16 protein-coding genes are annotated in these 15,910 nt (G+C 63.6%); 6 read left to right on the plus strand and 10 right to left on the minus strand.

The genetic code is table 11. The annotated features are described in order from the left end of the window. Positions 1-460: TCP-1/cpn60 chaperonin family protein (locus AAE027_RS03290; RefSeq protein WP_370985488.1), on the minus strand; the 460-nt coding region annotated here is incomplete at its 3' end. Between the two features lie 45 nt (positions 461-505). After that, complete coding sequence (locus AAE027_RS03295; RefSeq protein ID WP_091888887.1) at positions 506-820, minus strand: co-chaperone GroES; 315 nt, start codon at positions 818-820, stop codon at positions 506-508. A gap of 381 nt (positions 821-1,201) precedes the next feature. Between AAE027_RS03295 and AAE027_RS03300 the strand changes: the two genes are divergently transcribed. Then, entirely contained in the window at positions 1,202-1,489 is a 288-nt protein-coding gene (locus AAE027_RS03300) for an usg protein (protein ID WP_091888885.1), read from the plus strand. Positions 1,490-1,496: 7 nt separating this feature from the next. Here AAE027_RS03300 and AAE027_RS03305 read toward each other — a convergent pair whose 3' ends face one another. After that, positions 1,497-3,626, minus strand: a complete 2,130-nt coding sequence (locus AAE027_RS03305) for an O-linked N-acetylglucosamine transferase, SPINDLY family protein (RefSeq protein ID WP_370985489.1) — start codon at positions 3,624-3,626, stop codon at positions 1,497-1,499. Between the two features lie 220 nt (positions 3,627-3,846). Here AAE027_RS03305 and AAE027_RS03310 point away from each other — a divergent pair, with 220 nt between their 5' ends. Next, positions 3,847-4,374, plus strand: coding sequence for a cupin domain-containing protein (locus AAE027_RS03310; protein ID WP_370985490.1), 528 nt, complete (start codon positions 3,847-3,849; stop codon positions 4,372-4,374). 236 nt (positions 4,375-4,610) lie between these two features. Here the strand turns inward: AAE027_RS03310 and AAE027_RS03315 are convergent, their stop codons facing one another. Further along, entirely contained in the window at positions 4,611-5,861 is a 1,251-nt protein-coding gene (locus AAE027_RS03315) for a NupC/NupG family nucleoside CNT transporter (RefSeq protein ID WP_370985491.1), read from the minus strand. 172 nt (positions 5,862-6,033) lie between these two features. Between AAE027_RS03315 and AAE027_RS03320 the strand changes: the two genes are divergently transcribed. Further along, on the plus strand, positions 6,034-7,272 hold the full coding sequence (locus AAE027_RS03320; RefSeq protein WP_370986036.1) for an MFS transporter: 1,239 nt from the start codon (positions 6,034-6,036) through the stop codon (positions 7,270-7,272). A 131-nt stretch (positions 7,273-7,403) separates the two neighbouring features. Here AAE027_RS03320 and AAE027_RS03325 read toward each other — a convergent pair whose 3' ends face one another. The 5 genes from AAE027_RS03325 to AAE027_RS03345 form a co-directional block, all read right to left on the minus strand. Further along, positions 7,404-8,162, minus strand: coding sequence for an SDR family oxidoreductase (locus tag AAE027_RS03325; RefSeq protein WP_091888875.1), 759 nt, complete (start codon positions 8,160-8,162; stop codon positions 7,404-7,406). A gap of 24 nt (positions 8,163-8,186) precedes the next feature. Beyond that, a complete protein-coding gene (locus AAE027_RS03330) occupies positions 8,187-8,945 on the minus strand; it encodes a proteasome-type protease (protein ID WP_091888873.1) in 759 nt (252 codons plus the stop codon). 204 nt (positions 8,946-9,149) lie between these two features. Continuing rightward, on the minus strand, positions 9,150-9,992 hold the full coding sequence (locus tag AAE027_RS03335) for a transglutaminase family protein (RefSeq protein ID WP_370985493.1): 843 nt from the start codon (positions 9,990-9,992) through the stop codon (positions 9,150-9,152). A gap of 197 nt (positions 9,993-10,189) precedes the next feature. Next, positions 10,190-11,134, minus strand: a complete 945-nt coding sequence (locus tag AAE027_RS03340; protein WP_370985494.1) for an alpha-E domain-containing protein — start codon at positions 11,132-11,134, stop codon at positions 10,190-10,192. Between the two features lie 4 nt (positions 11,135-11,138). After that, positions 11,139-12,557, minus strand: coding sequence for a circularly permuted type 2 ATP-grasp protein (locus tag AAE027_RS03345; RefSeq protein WP_370985495.1), 1,419 nt, complete (start codon positions 12,555-12,557; stop codon positions 11,139-11,141). Between the two features lie 221 nt (positions 12,558-12,778). On the opposite strand from AAE027_RS03345, the gene AAE027_RS03350 reads away from it, so the two are divergent. From AAE027_RS03350 to AAE027_RS03360, 3 genes are all read left to right on the plus strand, one after another. Beyond that, a complete protein-coding gene (locus tag AAE027_RS03350; protein WP_091888865.1) occupies positions 12,779-13,516 on the plus strand; it encodes a competence/damage-inducible protein A in 738 nt (245 codons plus the stop codon). 42 nt (positions 13,517-13,558) lie between these two features. Further along, positions 13,559-14,086, plus strand: coding sequence for a xanthine phosphoribosyltransferase (gene gpt, locus AAE027_RS03355; protein WP_370985496.1), 528 nt, complete (start codon positions 13,559-13,561; stop codon positions 14,084-14,086). A gap of 143 nt (positions 14,087-14,229) precedes the next feature. Next, on the plus strand, positions 14,230-14,847 hold the full coding sequence (locus AAE027_RS03360; protein ID WP_370985497.1) for a hypothetical protein: 618 nt from the start codon (positions 14,230-14,232) through the stop codon (positions 14,845-14,847). A gap of 20 nt (positions 14,848-14,867) precedes the next feature. Here AAE027_RS03360 and AAE027_RS03365 read toward each other — a convergent pair whose 3' ends face one another. Continuing rightward, a complete protein-coding gene (locus AAE027_RS03365; RefSeq protein ID WP_370985498.1) occupies positions 14,868-15,890 on the minus strand; it encodes a methionine synthase in 1,023 nt (340 codons plus the stop codon). Positions 15,891-15,910 lie beyond the last annotated feature (20 nt).

A 15,910-nucleotide genomic window follows, 5' to 3' on the forward strand; every position in this document is an offset into this window, starting at 1 on the left:
CGTTGGCCGAGATGGTGCCGACCTGGGCGATCTCGTCGTTCGAGGTGACCTTCTTGGAGTTCTTCTGGAGGTCCGCAACCACGGCTTCGACCGCGAGGTCGATACCACGCTTGAGGTCCATCGGGTTCATGCCGGCGGCAACGGACTTCGCGCCTTCCTTCACGATCGCCTGAGCCAGCACGGTGGCGGTGGTGGTGCCGTCGCCGGCCGCGTCAGCGGACTTGGAGGCGACTTCGCGCACCATCTGGGCGCCCATGTTCTCGAACTTGTCGTCGAGCTCGATCTCCTTGGCGACGGTGACGCCGTCCTTGGTGATGCGGGGAGCGCCGAACGACTTGTCGAGCACGACGTTGCGGCCCTTCGGACCGAGCGTGACCTTCACCGCATTGGCGAGGACGTCGACGCCGCGCAACATCTTGTCGCGCGCTTCAACCGAGAATTTGACTTCTTTGGCTGCCATCTGGAATTTTCCTTGAGGTGTTTGACTGGAGGGAAAGAGAGGCTCTTAGGCCGCCTTCTTCTTGGAAGCGGGGACGTCGAGGACGCCCATGATGTCGCTTTCCTTCATGATCAGCAGGTCTTCGCCGTCGATCTTGACTTCGGTGCCGGACCACTTGCCGAACAGCACGCGGTCGCCGATCTTGAGGTCGATCGGGATCAGCTTGCCGGCTTCGTCGCGGCCACCGGGGCCGACGGCGATGACTTCGCCCTGGGAGGGCTTTTCCTTGGCAGTGTCGGGAATGATGATGCCGCCAGCGGTCTTCTCTTCTGCGTCGATGCGCTTGACCACGACGCGGTCGTGAAGCGGACGGAATTTCATGCAGTCCTCCTAAGCAATTGCACGAGTTGAGGATTTTTAGATGGTTAGCAGTCGTTGCCCGCGAGTGCTAGCACGAGCGAGGCAGAAATAGGACGGGAATTTTGCGGGGGCAAGGGCTTCTAGCAGAAAAATTAGCACCCGGAAGCGCGGACTGCCAGAATCTCTTTTCCATCGTTAACGGCGCGCCGGGCCCGTATTAGCACGGAGCCGCGTCTGCTGCTAACGCATTGAATTTCAACAGCTTGTTAAACTTTTGGGCTTGAGATGAATTGTCAGTTTGCGTCACATTTCTCTCATGTGAGCGCATCAGTACCGGGTGGCTCGTCAAGCACACACCGACCAGGCCGCCCCCTTCAATGCGCTCCTGCAAAGGAGGTTGGCATGGGACTGCGGAGTGGGGGCGTTTCCGAGGATTTCCGGAAACAGATGCTGGGTTACGGGCTGACGACGGCGCAAATTCTCTATCGGATGCCGGATCATCCCTCGCTGCTCCAGACTTACGTCTGGCAGAACTACGACATGTTTCCGAAATTTCCGGCGCTGAAGGATTTCCTCGCCTTCTGGCAGGAAAAGCTCGACGGGCCCTTGTTCTCGGTGACGGTGGCGCATTCCAAGCTGATCAAGCCGGCCGAGCTGCGCGCCGTAGATGGCGTGTTCCGGCTGCATTGAGGAGAGATCAGACGCCGCCGTTGCAATAGCTTTTCCACATCGCGCGATAGGCCTCGTCCACCGCTCGCGCGTATGAGGCAGGATTGCCGGCGGCCGCAGCGTCGATCTGTCCGGGCAGTTCGCGGCGCAGCTTGTCGAGGTCGCCGATCTGCGCCGCACCGCTAGCTGCGATTTCGATATAGGCCTCATTGCCATCCGCGACCCAGTTCGGCAGGCCAAGCGCGGTGAGGATGGCGCCGCCGGCACGGCTGGGCAGACTGGTCCCGAGCTTCGCCACCACTGGCACCCCCATCTGCAAGGCTTCCAGTGTGCTGACGCCGCCATTCTGTGGGAAGGTGTCGAGCGCAATGTCGACGCGATTGAACGATGCCAGATGTTCGCTTCGCAAGGTGGCTCCGAGCAGATCGACGCGTTCGGCCGGCAATCGGCAAGCCGCAAACCGCGCCAGCAGATTGTCGCGGACCAGTTGATCGTCCAGCGCAACATCCTTGATCAGAAGTCGCGAACCCGGCACCCGCTCGAGAATCCTGGACCAGACTTCCACCGCCTCGTCCGAAATCTTGCTGATGCGGTTGAAGACACCGAATGTGACGAAGCCGTTCGAGAGCGCCGGCGCCTCCGCCCGAGCAATCCCAGCCGGCAGTGGCGCCAGCGTCACGAAGCACGGCAGGTCGACAACGGTCTCCGCAAACAGATGCCGAACCGCGAAAGGAATCGCGACGGGGTCCGAGAACAGATAATCGATCGTTGGCAGCCCCGTGCCAGTGCCGTGGCCCCAACCATGCACCTGGATCGGTGCCGGCTTGCGCGCGAACACGGCGAGCCGGTTTCCTCTGGTATGGCCGGACAGATCGATCAGGATATCGACGCCATCGGCGCGGATCTGGGCGGCGAGGCGATCGTCGGTCCATTGCGAGGCGTCGCGCCAGCGATCGGCGAACCCTTGAAATTCGCCGGTCGTCGCATCCACTTTTGACGAACAAGAGTAGCACACGATCTCGAACTGCGCCCGGTCATGGTGTTGCAGGACAGGCTTGAAAACGAACGCGGCCGAATGCGCGTTAAAATCCGACGAGACATAGCCAAGCACCAGACGGCGATCCAGATCGCGGTCATTGTCATGCGGTCCCGCCGCTTCTGAAGCGATTTTCGCGCCGATCTGCTCCCACCATACTCGCCGCGCTTGCTGATGCTGCTCAACGCTGGCGTTCGGCACAAAATCGAGCGTGAATATCTTGTTGGAGATCGCGCTCTGGAGGTCAGGCTGGATGTCAAGGGCTCTGTCGAAACTGGCGAGGGCTTCCTCGACCCGGCCTAGCCCGGCGAGACAAAGGCCGAGCACCGAGTGAGCTTGAATGGAATCGGGAGCGATCGCGAGGGCCTTCTCGCAATCGTGCGATGCCTGGGCAATTTGCTGGATCTGGAGCAGGACACCGGCCCGTGCGAGCCACCCATTCGCGTCGTCGGGTGCCAGCGCGATTGCCCGATCGCCGTCTGCCAGGGCTTCATCAAAGCGCTGAAGTTCTCGCAACGCGATGGCGCGGTTCGCGAGCGCTGAGGCATAGTCAGGCTTGATCGACAGCGCACGGTTCAGGCTTGCGACGGCCTCGTCATAGTTGCGCTGACGGCAGAGCGCCCAACCCCGACCGTTGTGGGCTTCGGCAAGGTTGGCGTTAATCGCGAGCGCCTTGTCGTAGCTCTCGAGCGCTTCCTGGACGAGATCAAGGGCCACGCTCGCGTTGCCGAGATTGGACAGGGCCAGGGCGTAGTTGGGTCGCAAGACGAGGGCCTTTCGATAGCTCTCGCGTGCCTCATCGTGACGTCGTAGCCCGTTTCGCGCAACGCCTAGGCTCATATGAGCCTCGGCAGATCGCGGATCCACGGTAACCGCTCGGCTTAGCAGAATTTCGGCTTGCTGGTAGTTTTTGGCATCGGACTCCAAAGTGCCGAGCATATGCAGCGCGATGAATTGGTTGGGTGCGAGCTGCAGGAGTTGGCGATAGGCAGTCTGGGCCTCGGGGAGAAGCCCCATCTTGTGAAGCTGGAGCGCGTGGCCGAGCAATGGCAACACTTCGGCCTTTTGCCGTTTCTGAAGCCGGGCATTTTGAAATGCACGCTGACCTACGCTGTTGCCCATGAATCAATTCCCCCAGAATCTCCCGGCGAGATTAATTCAGCGTGAGAACGAATACGAGACGATGGCCGCTCGCCACGACAGCTTGGGACAAGCTACGACCGATTGGGTCGTCGAGTGACTGGCCTTAAGCCCGGCAATTGCTGCTTGGTCCAAGACTGGATAATCTGCCTTCGGGTTGTACCCGTCCGGCGGGGCGCGGCTCAGATCAGGGAGGCAGACAATGGCCAAGCAAAAGGCATCAAAACCCGCAACGAAGACCGCGGTGAAGAAGCGGAGCGGCGCCAAGGCGGCGGCGCGATCCTCGGCACGCAAGGCGGTGAAGGCGAAGGCCCGCACTGCCGCACCCAAGAAGCTCGCACGTCCTAAGCAGCGCATCGCGATCAGCCATCACCGGGAGGAAGACTTCAAAGCCGACGGCCTGCGCGCCTACGCCAAATACCGCGACCTCGGCATCGCCGAGGCGACCCACGGCCTCGCGCAAGCGCATGTGATCCGCCTGCAAGGCCCGTGCGATCCGGCCGAGGTGTCGAAGCTGCACTTCCACGACGTCGACTTCCAGATGGTCTACGTGCTCAAGGGCTGGGTGAAGACCTACATGGACGGCCAGGGCGAGACCTTGATGAAGGAAGGCAGTGCCTGGACCCAGCCGCCGAAGATCAAGCACATGATTCTGGATTATTCGGACGACGTGGAATTGCTGGAGGTGATCCTGCCGGCGGAATTCAAGACGGTGGAGTTGAAGGCGTAGGCGCTATCAGGAACAGCGCACAACTCTCTCCACTCGTCATTGCGAGGAGCTCTTGCGACGAAGCAATCCAGACTATGTCCGCGGACACATTTCTGGATTGCTTCGCTTCGCTCGCAATGACGGCGAGAGAGCTGGTTCGTAGCCCGGATGGAGCGAAGCGAAATCCGGGGAAGTCTCTCCGCGGCGATGCTGGTCCCGGATTGCGCTTGCGCTCCATCCGGGCTACGGGACCGTCGCTACGCCAACACCCCCACCACCGCGCCCATCAGGCACGTCGTCAGCGTCCCCGACACGATCGACTTCAATCCGAGCGCGTTGATCTCCTCACGCCGCTCCGGCGCCATGACGCCGAGGCCGCCGATCATGATGCCGAGGCTGGCAAAATTGGCGAAACCGCACATCGCGTAGAGCATGATCAGGCGCGAGCGCGGATCGAGCGTATCGGGTGGCAGCTTCGAGAAGTCGACATAGGCGATCAGCTCGTTGAGCACGGTTTTCGTGCCCATCAGGCTGCCGGCGGTGACCGCCTGGTCCCATGGCAGCCCCATCAGCCAGCATACCGGCGCCATCACCAGACCCAGCAGCCGTTGCAGCGAGATCGCGGCGCCGCCGATATCAGGCAGCAGGCCGAGGATTGCGTTGACGAGATAGACCAGCGCCACCAGCACCAGCAGCATCGCAACGATGTTGATCAGCAGCTCGATCCCCGCACTCGTCCCTTTCACGATCGCGTCCATCGTCCCGGAGACCTCCATCTCGGGATTTTCCAGCGCGCCGCCGGTGCGCCTGTCTGAGGTCTCCGGCACCATGATCAGGCTGACGAGGATCGCGGCCGGCGCGCCCAGCACGGAGGCGATGACGAAATGCGCGGCCGCATCGGGGATGAGGGGAGCAAGCAGCGTCGCATAGAGCACCAGCACCGTGCCCGCGATGCCGGCCATGCCGCCGGTCATCACCAGGAACAATTCGCTGCGCGTCATCTGCTTCAGATACGGCCGCACGAACAGCGGCGCCTCGACCATGCCGAGAAAGATGTTGGCGGCGGTGGACAGCCCGACCGCGCCGCCGACGCCTAAGGTGCGCTCCAGCAGCCAGGCCATGCCCCGCACGATCGGCGGCAGCACCCGCCAGTAGAACAGCAGCGTCGTCAGCACGCTCATCACCAGCACGATCGGGAGCGCCTGGAACGCCAGGATGAAATCGGCACCCGGCACCTTCACGTCAAAGGGCAGGGGGCCGCCACCGATATAGCCGAACACGAACGAGGAGCCGGCGCGCGAGGCCGCGGAGATCGCACCGACCGCGTCGTTGATGGCGCCGAAGGCGCGCGCGACCACGGGTAATTTCAGGAGGACGATGGCGGTGACGAACGTGGTGACGAGGCCAATCGCCGCCTGTCGCAGCGAGACCGAGCGGCGATTCTCTGCCAACGCGAAGGCTATCAGCAGCAATGCGAAAATGCCGAGTGCCGATTGCAAGCGCAGCATGATGTCCCCAAAAGCCCCAATGATTATGGCCGCGTCTGCGTTGCAAAGGCAATGCCGGCACATGCGGGAGGCGTCGCGCTGTTGACAAGCCGGTCCGCCTCAGTCACGCGGGGCACGTCGAGATCAGGGGGCGGACGGTCCGAGGGTGACCCAAAAGACGATCCAAGAGGCGATGCCAGAGCGGCCGATACCAGCCAGTCCGCCGGTCAGTGCCCGCGCGCTCCTCGCCCACCGCGCCTTCCTGTTCTTCCTGCTTTCGCGCAGCCTGTCGCGCTTTTCCAGCCAGATCGCGGCGGTCGCGATCGGCTGGCAGATCTACGATCTCACCGGCTCGGCCTTCGACCTCGGCATGGTCGGCCTCGTCCAGTTCCTGCCGACCGCGCTGCTCGTGTTCGTCGCTGGACACGCCGCCGATCGCTACGAGCGCAAGCGCGTCGTCCAGCTCTGCCAGCTCGTGGAAGCGGCGACCGCGCTCTATCTGGCCCTCATCACCTATCTTGGTGCCGTCGGCGAGGTGCAGATCTTTATCGCGACCTTTGTGCTCGGCATCGCCGGCGCCTTCGAGAGCCCGACCACGGCGGCGCTGCTGCCGCTGATCGCACCGCAAGGTTCGCTCCAGCGCGCCACCGCGGTCTCCAGCGGCGCGGCGCAGGTCGCGACCATCACGGGTCCGGCGCTCGGCGGCTTTGCCTATGCGGTGGCGCCACATCTGGCCTATGCCGTAATGGTGCTGTTCTGGATCCTTGGGATGATCCTGACCGGCTTCATCCGCCCGCGCCCGCAGGCGGTCGCCAAGGAGGGGACAAGCTCGGACAATGTCTTTGCGGGCGTCCGCTTCATCCGCGGCAATCCGGCGATCCTCGGCACCATCTCGCTCGATCTGTTCGCGGTGCTGTTCGGCGGCGTCACCGCGCTGTTGCCGATCTATGCCCGCGACATCCTTCAGACCGGCCCGGTCGGGCTCGGCGTGCTGCGTGCGGCACCTGCGGTTGGCGCGCTCTTGATGACCATGGTGCTGGCGCGTCACGCCATTTCGCGGCATGTGGGCCTGCGCATGTTCCAGGCCGTGATCGTGTTCGGCGTCGCCACGATCGTGTTCGCGCTGTCGTCCTGGATGTGGCTGTCGGTGCTCGCGCTGGCCGCCTTGGGCGCGGCCGACACAATCAACGTCGTGATCCGCTTCTCGCTGGTGCAGCTGTCGACGCCCGACGAGATGCGCGGCCGGGTCGGCGCGGTGAACTTTCTCTTCATCAACGCCTCGAACCAGCTCGGCCAGTTCGAGAGCGGGCTCACCGCCGCCCTGTTCGGCGCCATGCCCGCCGCCGTGCTCGGCGGCGTCTGCACGGTCGCAGTGGCGCTCTTGTGGATGAAGCTGTTCCCCAGCCTGCGTCGGGTGGAGAGTTTGGAGTAGGGGGGCTCCGCTCTCTCCACGTCATTGCGAGGAGCCCTTGCGACGAAGCAATCCAGAATCTCACCGCGGGGGCAGTCTGGATTGCTTCGCTGCGCTCGCAATGACGATTGTGGAGGCGCCGCGTTCTTTAATTACCCCCGCCCGACGAATGGCATCTTGGTCGCCATCACCGTCATGGTCAGCACGTTGGCGTCGAGCGGCAGGCTCGCCATATAGGCGACGGCATCGCCGACCGCCTTGGCATCCATGCGCGGCTCGTGCTTGGTGGTGCCGTCGGGCTGGAGCACGCCGGGGCCGTTGACCATGCGGTCGGTCATCGGTGTCGCCGCATTGCCGATATCGACCTGGCCGACCGCGATGTCGTACATGCGGCCGTCGAGATTGGACGCCTTGGTGAGGCCCGTGATGGCGTGCTTGGTCGAGGTGTAGGCGGCCGAGAACGGTCGCGGCGCATGCGCCGAGATCGAGCCGTTATTGATGATGCGGCCGCCGCGCGGGGTCTGGTCCTTCATGATGCGGAAGGCGTGCTGCGTGCACAGGAACGGGCCGGTGAGGTTGGTGTTCACCACCGCCTGCCACTGCTCGAGGCTGAGATCCTCGAAGTTCACAGCGGGCGCGCCCATGCCGGCATTGTTGAAGAGCACGTCGAGGCGGCCATAGGTGGCCTTCACCTTGTCGAACAGCGCGGCGATCGAATCCGGCTTGGTCATGTCGGCGGTGACGCACAGGCTCTTTCCCGCGGGGCCGAGCTTCGCGGTCTCCTCGAGCATGTCGAGCCGGCGCCCTGTGAGCACCACGGTGAAGCCGGCGTTCATCAGCGCCAGCGACGCCGCACGTCCGACACCGGTGCCGGCGCCCGTCACCACTGCGATCTTCTTTGTTTCACTCATTGTTTCCTGCCTTTTCTTTCGCTGTCAGGTTTTGGGTTCTTTTTCGTTCTTGTAGGGCGGGCGCGGAATGTTCTGATGCGCGGCGCGCAGCGCCGCCGACCAGCGCGAGCGCAGATCATGGAAATAGGGCTCGCCCGCCTCGATGCGGTGATTGAGATCGGCTTCGCAAGCATCGTTGCGCACCACCAGCACGTCGATCGGCAGGCCGACGCCGAGATTGGAGCGCATGGTCGAGTCCATCGAGATCAGGCCGGTCTTCAGCGCCTCGTAGAGCTCGACGTCGTAATGCATGGCGCGGTCGAGCACCGGCTTGCCGTATTTGTGCTCGCCGATCTGCAAGTACGGCGTGTCGGTGGTGCACTCGATGAAATTGCCGGCGGTGTAGATCATGAACAGGCGCATCCGGGAGCCCTTGATCTGGCCGCCGAACAGGAAGGAGACGTCGAAGGAGACATCCTCGGATTTCAGCGCCGGCCCTTCGGTCGCGTGCACGGACCGGATCGCCCGGCCGATGCGCTGAGCCGCCTGGAACATGGTCGGCGCGTTCATCAGCGTCTCGATCTCGCCCGTGTCGGGGTCCTCCAGGCCTTCGGTGAGCGTCGACAGCACCGACTGGCTGATGGCGAGGTTGCCGGCGCTGGCGATCGCCATGATGCGTTCGCCGGGCTTGGAGAAGATGTGCAGCTTGCGGAAGGTCGAGACGTTGTCGAGGCCGGCATTGGTGCGGGTATCGGCGATCATCACCAGACCGTCCCGAACCAGGATTCCGCAACAATAGGTCATTTCCAGTCCCCGAACGCGTTTGCGCGGAATTACTAGCCAATTTCGGGGGAGCATGAAACCCCCGATTCCCCGGGAGACGTCATTCCGGGGCGCGCCAGCGCGAGTTACGGGGCGCAATTGCGCACCTGAGAATCCATTGGGCCGCAGAGTTAGTGGATGAATGGATTCCGGGCTCGCGACGTTGTCGTTCCCCGGAATGACGATCTAACTCTGCCACTGCGATTGCGATTGCCCGCCGCGGCCGGCCTGCTCGACCTTGACCGCCACCGTCAGCGTCTCCGTGCCGCCGCCATAACGGGTGCCACGCACGGGGGCTGCGCCGAGATAGTCGAGCCCGATCGCGACGCGGACATGGGCGTCGGTGGCGCAGATGCTGTTGGCGGGATCGAAGCCGACCCAGCCGAGATCGGGCACATAGGCTTCCGCCCAGGCATGGCCGGCCTCCTGATGCACCGTGCCATCGGAGCGCAGGAAATGCCCGGAGACGAAGCGCGCCGGCACGCCGCCGCTGCGCGCGCAGGCGATGAAGATGTGCGCGTAGTCCTGGCATACGCCGCGCTTGAGCGCGAAGGCTTCGGCCGCCGAGGTGCCGCTGTTGGTCGGATCCTCGTCGAAGGTCATGTGATCACTGATTTGCGTCATCAACGTGTGCAGGAAGCCGAGCGTGTCGCTCTCGGCCTCGCTGCGCAACTGGCGCGCAACCGCCATCATCGCCGGATTGACGGTGGTGAGGTCGGTTGCGCGCAGAAACATGCCGGCCGGAAAGCGCTCGTCCGTGCCGCGCAGCACGCCGCCGGTGTCGTGGGTCTCGATCAGGCCCTCGGCGGTGATCTTGATGTCACTGAGGGGCCCGCAGGACAGCACATGGGTGACGTTGCCGAACGCGTCCTCGTGGGTGTCGAGCTTGGTGTCGGTCGAGACGTCGATCTGCCATTCCGCCACATATTGCCCATCATGGCTGCCGGGCGTCATGCGCAGGATCTGGATCACGCTGCTGGCCGGCGGCTCGTAGCGATAGGTCGTGGTGTGCTGGATTCGCAGGCGCATGGTAGACCGTGTCGTTAGTGGTTTGGGCCCGACTGTCGCCGCAAAGAAGCTCGTCATGCCCGGGCTTGTCCCGGGCATCCACGTCCTTCTTCGTCGCGCGAAAGCAAGAACGTGGATGTCCGGGACGTCTAGCGCGAAGACGCGCTTCGCGCTGTTGCCCGGCCATGACGGTATCCCATTTCGTCAGTCGGCGGACATCAGATCAAATACTGCTTCGTGATGATTTCGCCCAGCCTGGAATTGTCCGCGATGAATTCTTGAATGAATTCATGCACGCCGTGCTGGAAAATGTCGTTCATGTTGCTGTGTTCCAGCCGGTTGCGGATACCGCGGGCGTGGCGCTGGGCCGGGCCCTGGCGGCCATAGGCGACGCCGATCTGGTCGAGGTTGCGCACGAGATTGCCGTAGCAGCTGGCGAGCGAGCGCGGCAGCGTATCGTTGAGGATGAGCAAATCCGCGATCAGCCACGGTTTCAGCGTCTCGCGATAGACCCAGTGATAGGCCGTCAGCGCCGAGACCGAGCGCAGGATCGAGCTCCACTGGTAGAAGTCGAGCGGACCTCCGACATGCTCCTCCTCGGGCAATAGCACGTGATACTTCACATCGAGGATGCGCGCGGTGTTGTCGGCGCGTTCGAGATGCACGCCCATCCGCGAGAACCAGTAGGCATCGTTGCGGAGCATGGTCCGATAGGCCGAGCCATCGAAGCGCAGCGAGGTCTCCTGCACGAAGCGCAGGAATTTGGCGAGGTCCTCGCGCGTCGAGGTGCCCTTGCTCCAGACCGCCTGAAGCTCGATCCAGGCCGAGTTGATGGTGTCCCACATCTCGCTGGTCAGTGCGGTGCGCACCGAGCGCGAGTTCAGCCGCGCCGCCTCGATGCAGTTCCGGATCGAGGACGGGTTGTCCGCCGAGAACGAGAGGTAGTCGACGACGTTGTACTCGTTGGCTTCCTCATATTGCTGATAGAAGCTGGCGGCGACGCCTGCGGTGAGCAGCGCAGAATCCCATTCATTGGTCTTGCCGATATAGGCGGCGGGAAGCGCGGTGACGCGCAAGGTCGCATCGATGGTGCGCGCGAGATACTCGGCCCGTTCGACGTAGCGGGCGAGCCAGTAGAGGTTTTCGGCGGTACGCGACAGCATCTGTCTACTCGTCCAAAATCCAGGTGTCTTTGGTGCCGCCGCCCTGGCTCGAATTGACCACCAGGGAGCCTTCCTTCAGTGCGACGCGTGTCAGCCCGCCCGGCACGATCGTGGTGCGCTTGCTGCCGGTGAGCACGAACGGCCGCAGATCGACATGGCGTGGGGCGAGGCCTGACGCCGTGCAGGTCGGGCAGGTCGAGAGCGCCAGCGTCGGCTGCGCGATAAAGCCTTCCGGCTCGCGCTTGAGCTTCTCGCGGAAGGCTTCGATCGTGGCCTTGGTCGCGGCGGGGCCGATCAGCATGCCGTAGCCGCCGGAGCCATGGACTTCCTTGACGACGAGCTCGCCGAGATTGTCCAGCACATAGGCGAGATCCTTCGGCTCGCGGCAGCGCCAGGTCGGCACGTTCTTCAGGATCGGCTCCTCGCCGAGATAGAATTTTACGATATCGGGCATGTAGGAGTAGATCGCCTTGTCGTCGGCGATACCGGTGCCGACCGCGTTGGCGAGCGTGATGTTGCCGGCCGCATAGGCCGACATCAGGCCGGGCACGCCGAGCACGGAATCGGGGCGGAAGGTGAGGGGATCGAGGAAATCGTCGTCGACGCGGCGATAGATCACGTCCACCCGCTTCAAGCCTTCCGTCGTCCGCATGAACACTTCGTTGTTCTTGACGATGAGGTCGCGGCCTTCGACCAGCTCGATGCCGAGCTTGTCGGCGAGAAAGGAGTGCTCGTAATAGGCCGAGTTGTAGACGCCGGGGGTGAGCAGCGCGACTGTCGGCTCGCCCGAGGCGCTCTGCGGCGCGACCGAGCGCAGCGCGGCGAGCAGCTCGTCCGGATAGCGTTCGACCGGCGCCACCTTGTGGCGGGCGAACAGATCCGGAAACAGCCGCATCATGATCTCGCGGTTTTCCAGCATGTAGGACACGCCCGAGGGCGTCCGCGCATTGTCCTCCAGCACGATGAAATTCTCGGCGTCGACACGGACGATGTCGATGCCGGCGATGTGCACGTAGACGTCGTGCGGCACCTGCTGGCCGTTCATCTCGGGACGGAACACCGGGTTCTGGAAGATCAGATCGTCAGGCACGATCTCGGCGCGAAGGATGTCGCGGCCATGATAGATGTCGCGCAAGAACATGTTGAGCGCGCGCACGCGCTGCTTCAGGCCCTTCTCCAGCAGTGCCCATTCCTTGCCGGACATGATCCGCGGGATCACGTCGAATGGGATCAGGCGCTCTGTCGCCTCGGCCTCGCCATAGACCGCAAAGGTGATGCCGATGCGGCGGAACAGGAGCTCCGCCTCCTGGCGGCGATATTCGAGCGCCTCGCGAGGCGTCTCCTTGAGCCAGCGCGCCAGCTCCTGATAGGCGGGGCGAAGGTCCCCGCCGGGAATATTCATTTCATCAAACGCGATTGCCATAGATCCCGATTTGTTTCCGTGGCCATGCGGCAAGAGTGCATGACTTTCATGTGGTAGCAAGGGGCGGGCCAGCGCGATAAGCATGGAGGATGGGCATTTGCCGGGGATGCCCGGCGGCTTGCCTGAAAAAATGGCTGAGGACTGCTTATTTCGGCAGCAAAACCGCGTGACTTGAACGCGTTACCTCGGCAAAGTCGGCGCCACAGGTGAGGGACAGTTTTATGAGCGAGATCGTCACGGCGGGCATTCTGGTCATTGGGGACGAAATCCTGTCCGGCCGGACCAAGGACAAGAACATCGGCTTCATCGCCGAATATCTGACCAATATCGGCATCGACCTGAAGGAAGTGCGGATCGTCTCCGACGAGGAGGACGACATCATCGCCGCTTTGAATGCACTGCGGCAACGCTACACCTATGTCTTCACCACTGGCGGCATTGGCCCGACCCATGACGACATCACTGCCGACAGCGTCGCCAAGGCCTTTGGCGTCGGCATCGATCATCATCCGGAGGTGGTCGCCCGCTTCCGCGAGCGCTGGAGCGAGCAGGACCTCAATGAGGCCCGCTTGCGCATGGCCCGCATCCCCGATGGTGCCGAGCTGATCCAGAGCGCGACCATCCTCGCCCCCGGCTTCAAGATCGGCAATGTCATCGTGATGGCCGGCGTGCCCTCGATCATGCAGGCGATGATGGACATCGTCTCGCCCAAGCTGAAATCCGGCGTGCGCATGCTTTCCGAATCGGTCCGCGCCAATGCGCGCGAGGGTGACATCGGTAGCCCCTTGCGCGCGATCGCGGCCGCCCATCCCGACACCATCATCGGCAGCTATCCCTTCATGGACGAAGAGCAGAGGCCCAACACCAATCTCGTGGTGCGCTCGCGCGATGCGGACAAGCTCGCGGCGGCGATGGCGGCGGTGAAGGAAATGCTGGCGGGATTGAACATCACCCGCTAAAGCGCCCGGCTTGCTGGACGTTTTGCGAAGCAGGAGACGACAATGGTTGGTGAAGCACCGGAACTGAGCGCGCAGGAGCGGGCGGGCAAGGCCTTCCCGGTCTCGTGGGACCAGTTCCACCGCGATTGCCGGGCGCTGACCTGGCGGCTGAACGAGGTCGGCCCGTTCCATGCGGTGATCGCGATCACCCGCGGCGGCCTGGTGCCGGCCGCGATCGTGGCGCGCGAGCTTGGCGTGCGCGTGATCGATACGGTCTGCATCGCCAGTTACGAGCATAACAGGCAGGGCGAGCTCCAGGTCCTCAAGGGTATTTCCGAGGCGGCGATGAAGCTCGGCGGCGGCACCGGCAAAGGGCTGTTGATCGTCGACGATCTCGTCGACACTGGCAAGACCGGCAAGCTGGTGCGCGAGATGCTGCCCGATGCGCATTTCGCCACGGTTTACGCCAAGCCGATGGGCCGTCCGCTGGTCGATACCTTCATCACGGAGGTGTCGCAGGACACCTGGATCTTCTTCCCCTGGGACACCGCGCTGTCCTACCACCCGCCGCTGCGAGATGGGGCGGCGTGACTGTCGCCGTCATTGCGAGCCAACGGGTCCGCGCGAAGCGCGGCCCGATGACAGGCTCCGCGAAGCAATCCAGAAATGTATCCGCGGAAATAGTCTGGATTGCTTCGTCGCTACGCTCCTCGCAATGACGGGCGGAGGGAGCTATGCCCCTGCAAAACCGCGTCACGCCGACAGGCGACATCATCGCCACCCCGCATCGCGGCCTGTTCACCGGCAACCGCGGCATCATCCATGATCCCGCGACTAAGACGCTGCTGAAGAAGCGCTGGTCGTCGCCGGCCTGGCTCACCTGCACTTGCGAATTCCGCGGCCGGCGCCGCGAGGTGATGGCACAGCGCAGCTGGACCGAGCTGTTCTTCCTGGACGAGGCCACTGCGCTCGCCGCCGGCCATCGCCCCTGCTTCTATTGCCGCCGCGACGATGCCAATCGCTTCCGAGCCGCATGGGAAAAGGGCAATCGCGTGCACGGCGTCCGTATGCACGACATCGACACGGTGCTGCATCACGAGCGGCTCGATCACGGCAGGAAGCGGCTGCACGCACTGTTCGTGCCGCTGGACCAGCTTCCCGAAGGTGCGATGGTTCAGCAAGGCGAAGAGAGTTTTCTGGTGACGCAGGGCAGGGCCCTGCTGTGGTCGCCGGCGGGCTATAGCGCGGTCGAGCGTCAGCTTGGCGAGGCAGCGTTGCTGACGCCGCCCTCGACGCTGCGCACATTGAACTCCGGCTACGCGCCAGTGTTGCATCCGACGGCGCTGCCTTAGCGCAGCGCCCGGCCTTGCCACTACCCGAGTTTCTCGCGCGCCAGCGCAGCGCCGGCGCCGAGCGCCACCAGCTTGGCTTCCGCGATCTCCCGCCGCATCGGCGCCATGCCGCAATTGGTGGTGGCGATGATGTTGCTCTTGGGGACGAATTTCGACACCGCCTCGATCACCTTCACGACGTCATCGGCGCTCTCCACCGTGTCGCTGGCGACGTCGATCACGCCGGCCTGCACGATCTTGGTCTTGAGCAGCGCCAGCAGGTCGAGCGGCACCTTCGAATTGCGGCACTCGATCGCGACCTGCTGGATCGGGCTGGCGTCGATCGCCGGGAAGATCTGCTCATACTGCCGCCACTGGCTGCCGAGCGTCTCCTTCCAGTCGGTGTTGGCCTTGATGCCGTAGCCGTAGCAGATGTGCACGGCGGTGGCGCAGGAGAGGCCCTGCGCCGCGCGCTCCAGCGCCTTGATGCCCCAGTCGTTGACCTCGTCCATATAGACGTTGAAGGCGGGCTCGTCGAACTGCACGAGATCGACGCCGTCGGCCTGTAGCGCCTTGGCCTCCTCGTTTAGCAGCTCGGCGAAGGCGAACGCCATCTTGACGCGGTCGCCGTAATAGCGGTCCGCAATCGTGTCGATGATGGTCATCGGCCCGGGCAGGGTGAATTTCAGCTTCTTCTTCGTGTGCGAGCGCGCCACGCGCGCCTCGTCGGCGTGAACGCGGCCCTTGAGACGGAGCGGAGCGACCACCTGCGGCACCATCGCCTTGTAGCGGTCCTTGCGGATGCCCATCTCGACCTTGTGGGCGAAGTCGATGCCTTCGATCTTCTCCAGGAAGCCGTGCACGAAATGCTGGCGGGCCTGCTCGCCCTCGGTGACGATGTCGATGCCGGCGTCCTCCTGGATCTTCAGCCAGATCAGTGTCGCGTCGCGCTTGGCGCGCAAGAGCTCTTCGCCCTGCGACTTCCAGGGCGCCCAGAGCATGTTGGGCTCGGCGAGCCATTCCGGCTTCGGCAAGGAGCCGGCGATCGTGGTTGGAAACAGCATGGCGGCCTCCCGGCGGGTTG

Origin of the sequence: Bradyrhizobium sp. DN3 (genome assembly GCF_041357655.1) — a bacterium.
In the GTDB taxonomy this organism is placed as follows: Bacteria; Pseudomonadota; Alphaproteobacteria; order Rhizobiales; family Xanthobacteraceae; genus Bradyrhizobium.

Bases quoted from the DNA above. Each gene is read 5' to 3' on its own strand.
- AAE027_RS03305 (WP_370985489.1), bottom strand. From the start codon at position 3,626: ATGGGCAACAGCGTAGGTCAGCGTGCATTTCAAAATGCCCGGCTTCAG.
- gpt (WP_370985496.1), top strand. From the start codon at position 13,559: ATGGTTGGTGAAGCACCGGAACTGAGCGCGCAGGAGCGGGCGGGCAAG.
- AAE027_RS03365 (WP_370985498.1), bottom strand. From the start codon at position 15,890: ATGCTGTTTCCAACCACGATCGCCGGCTCCTTGCCGAAGCCGGAATGG.
- AAE027_RS03360 (WP_370985497.1), top strand. From the start codon at position 14,230: ATGCCCCTGCAAAACCGCGTCACGCCGACAGGCGACATCATCGCCACC.
- AAE027_RS03325 (WP_091888875.1), bottom strand. From the start codon at position 8,162: ATGAGTGAAACAAAGAAGATCGCAGTGGTGACGGGCGCCGGCACCGGT.
- AAE027_RS03320 (WP_370986036.1), top strand. From the start codon at position 6,034: ATGCCAGAGCGGCCGATACCAGCCAGTCCGCCGGTCAGTGCCCGCGCG.
- AAE027_RS03335 (WP_370985493.1), bottom strand. From the start codon at position 9,992: ATGCGCCTGCGAATCCAGCACACCACGACCTATCGCTACGAGCCGCCG.
- AAE027_RS03340 (WP_370985494.1), bottom strand. From the start codon at position 11,134: ATGCTGTCGCGTACCGCCGAAAACCTCTACTGGCTCGCCCGCTACGTC.
- AAE027_RS03330 (WP_091888873.1), bottom strand. From the start codon at position 8,945: ATGACCTATTGTTGCGGAATCCTGGTTCGGGACGGTCTGGTGATGATC.
- AAE027_RS03315 (WP_370985491.1), bottom strand. From the start codon at position 5,861: ATGCTGCGCTTGCAATCGGCACTCGGCATTTTCGCATTGCTGCTGATA.
- AAE027_RS03345 (WP_370985495.1), bottom strand. From the start codon at position 12,557: ATGGCAATCGCGTTTGATGAAATGAATATTCCCGGCGGGGACCTTCGC.
- AAE027_RS03350 (WP_091888865.1), top strand. From the start codon at position 12,779: ATGAGCGAGATCGTCACGGCGGGCATTCTGGTCATTGGGGACGAAATC.
- AAE027_RS03310 (WP_370985490.1), top strand. From the start codon at position 3,847: ATGGCCAAGCAAAAGGCATCAAAACCCGCAACGAAGACCGCGGTGAAG.
- AAE027_RS03300 (WP_091888885.1), top strand. From the start codon at position 1,202: ATGGGACTGCGGAGTGGGGGCGTTTCCGAGGATTTCCGGAAACAGATG.
- AAE027_RS03295 (WP_091888887.1), bottom strand. From the start codon at position 820: ATGAAATTCCGTCCGCTTCACGACCGCGTCGTGGTCAAGCGCATCGAC.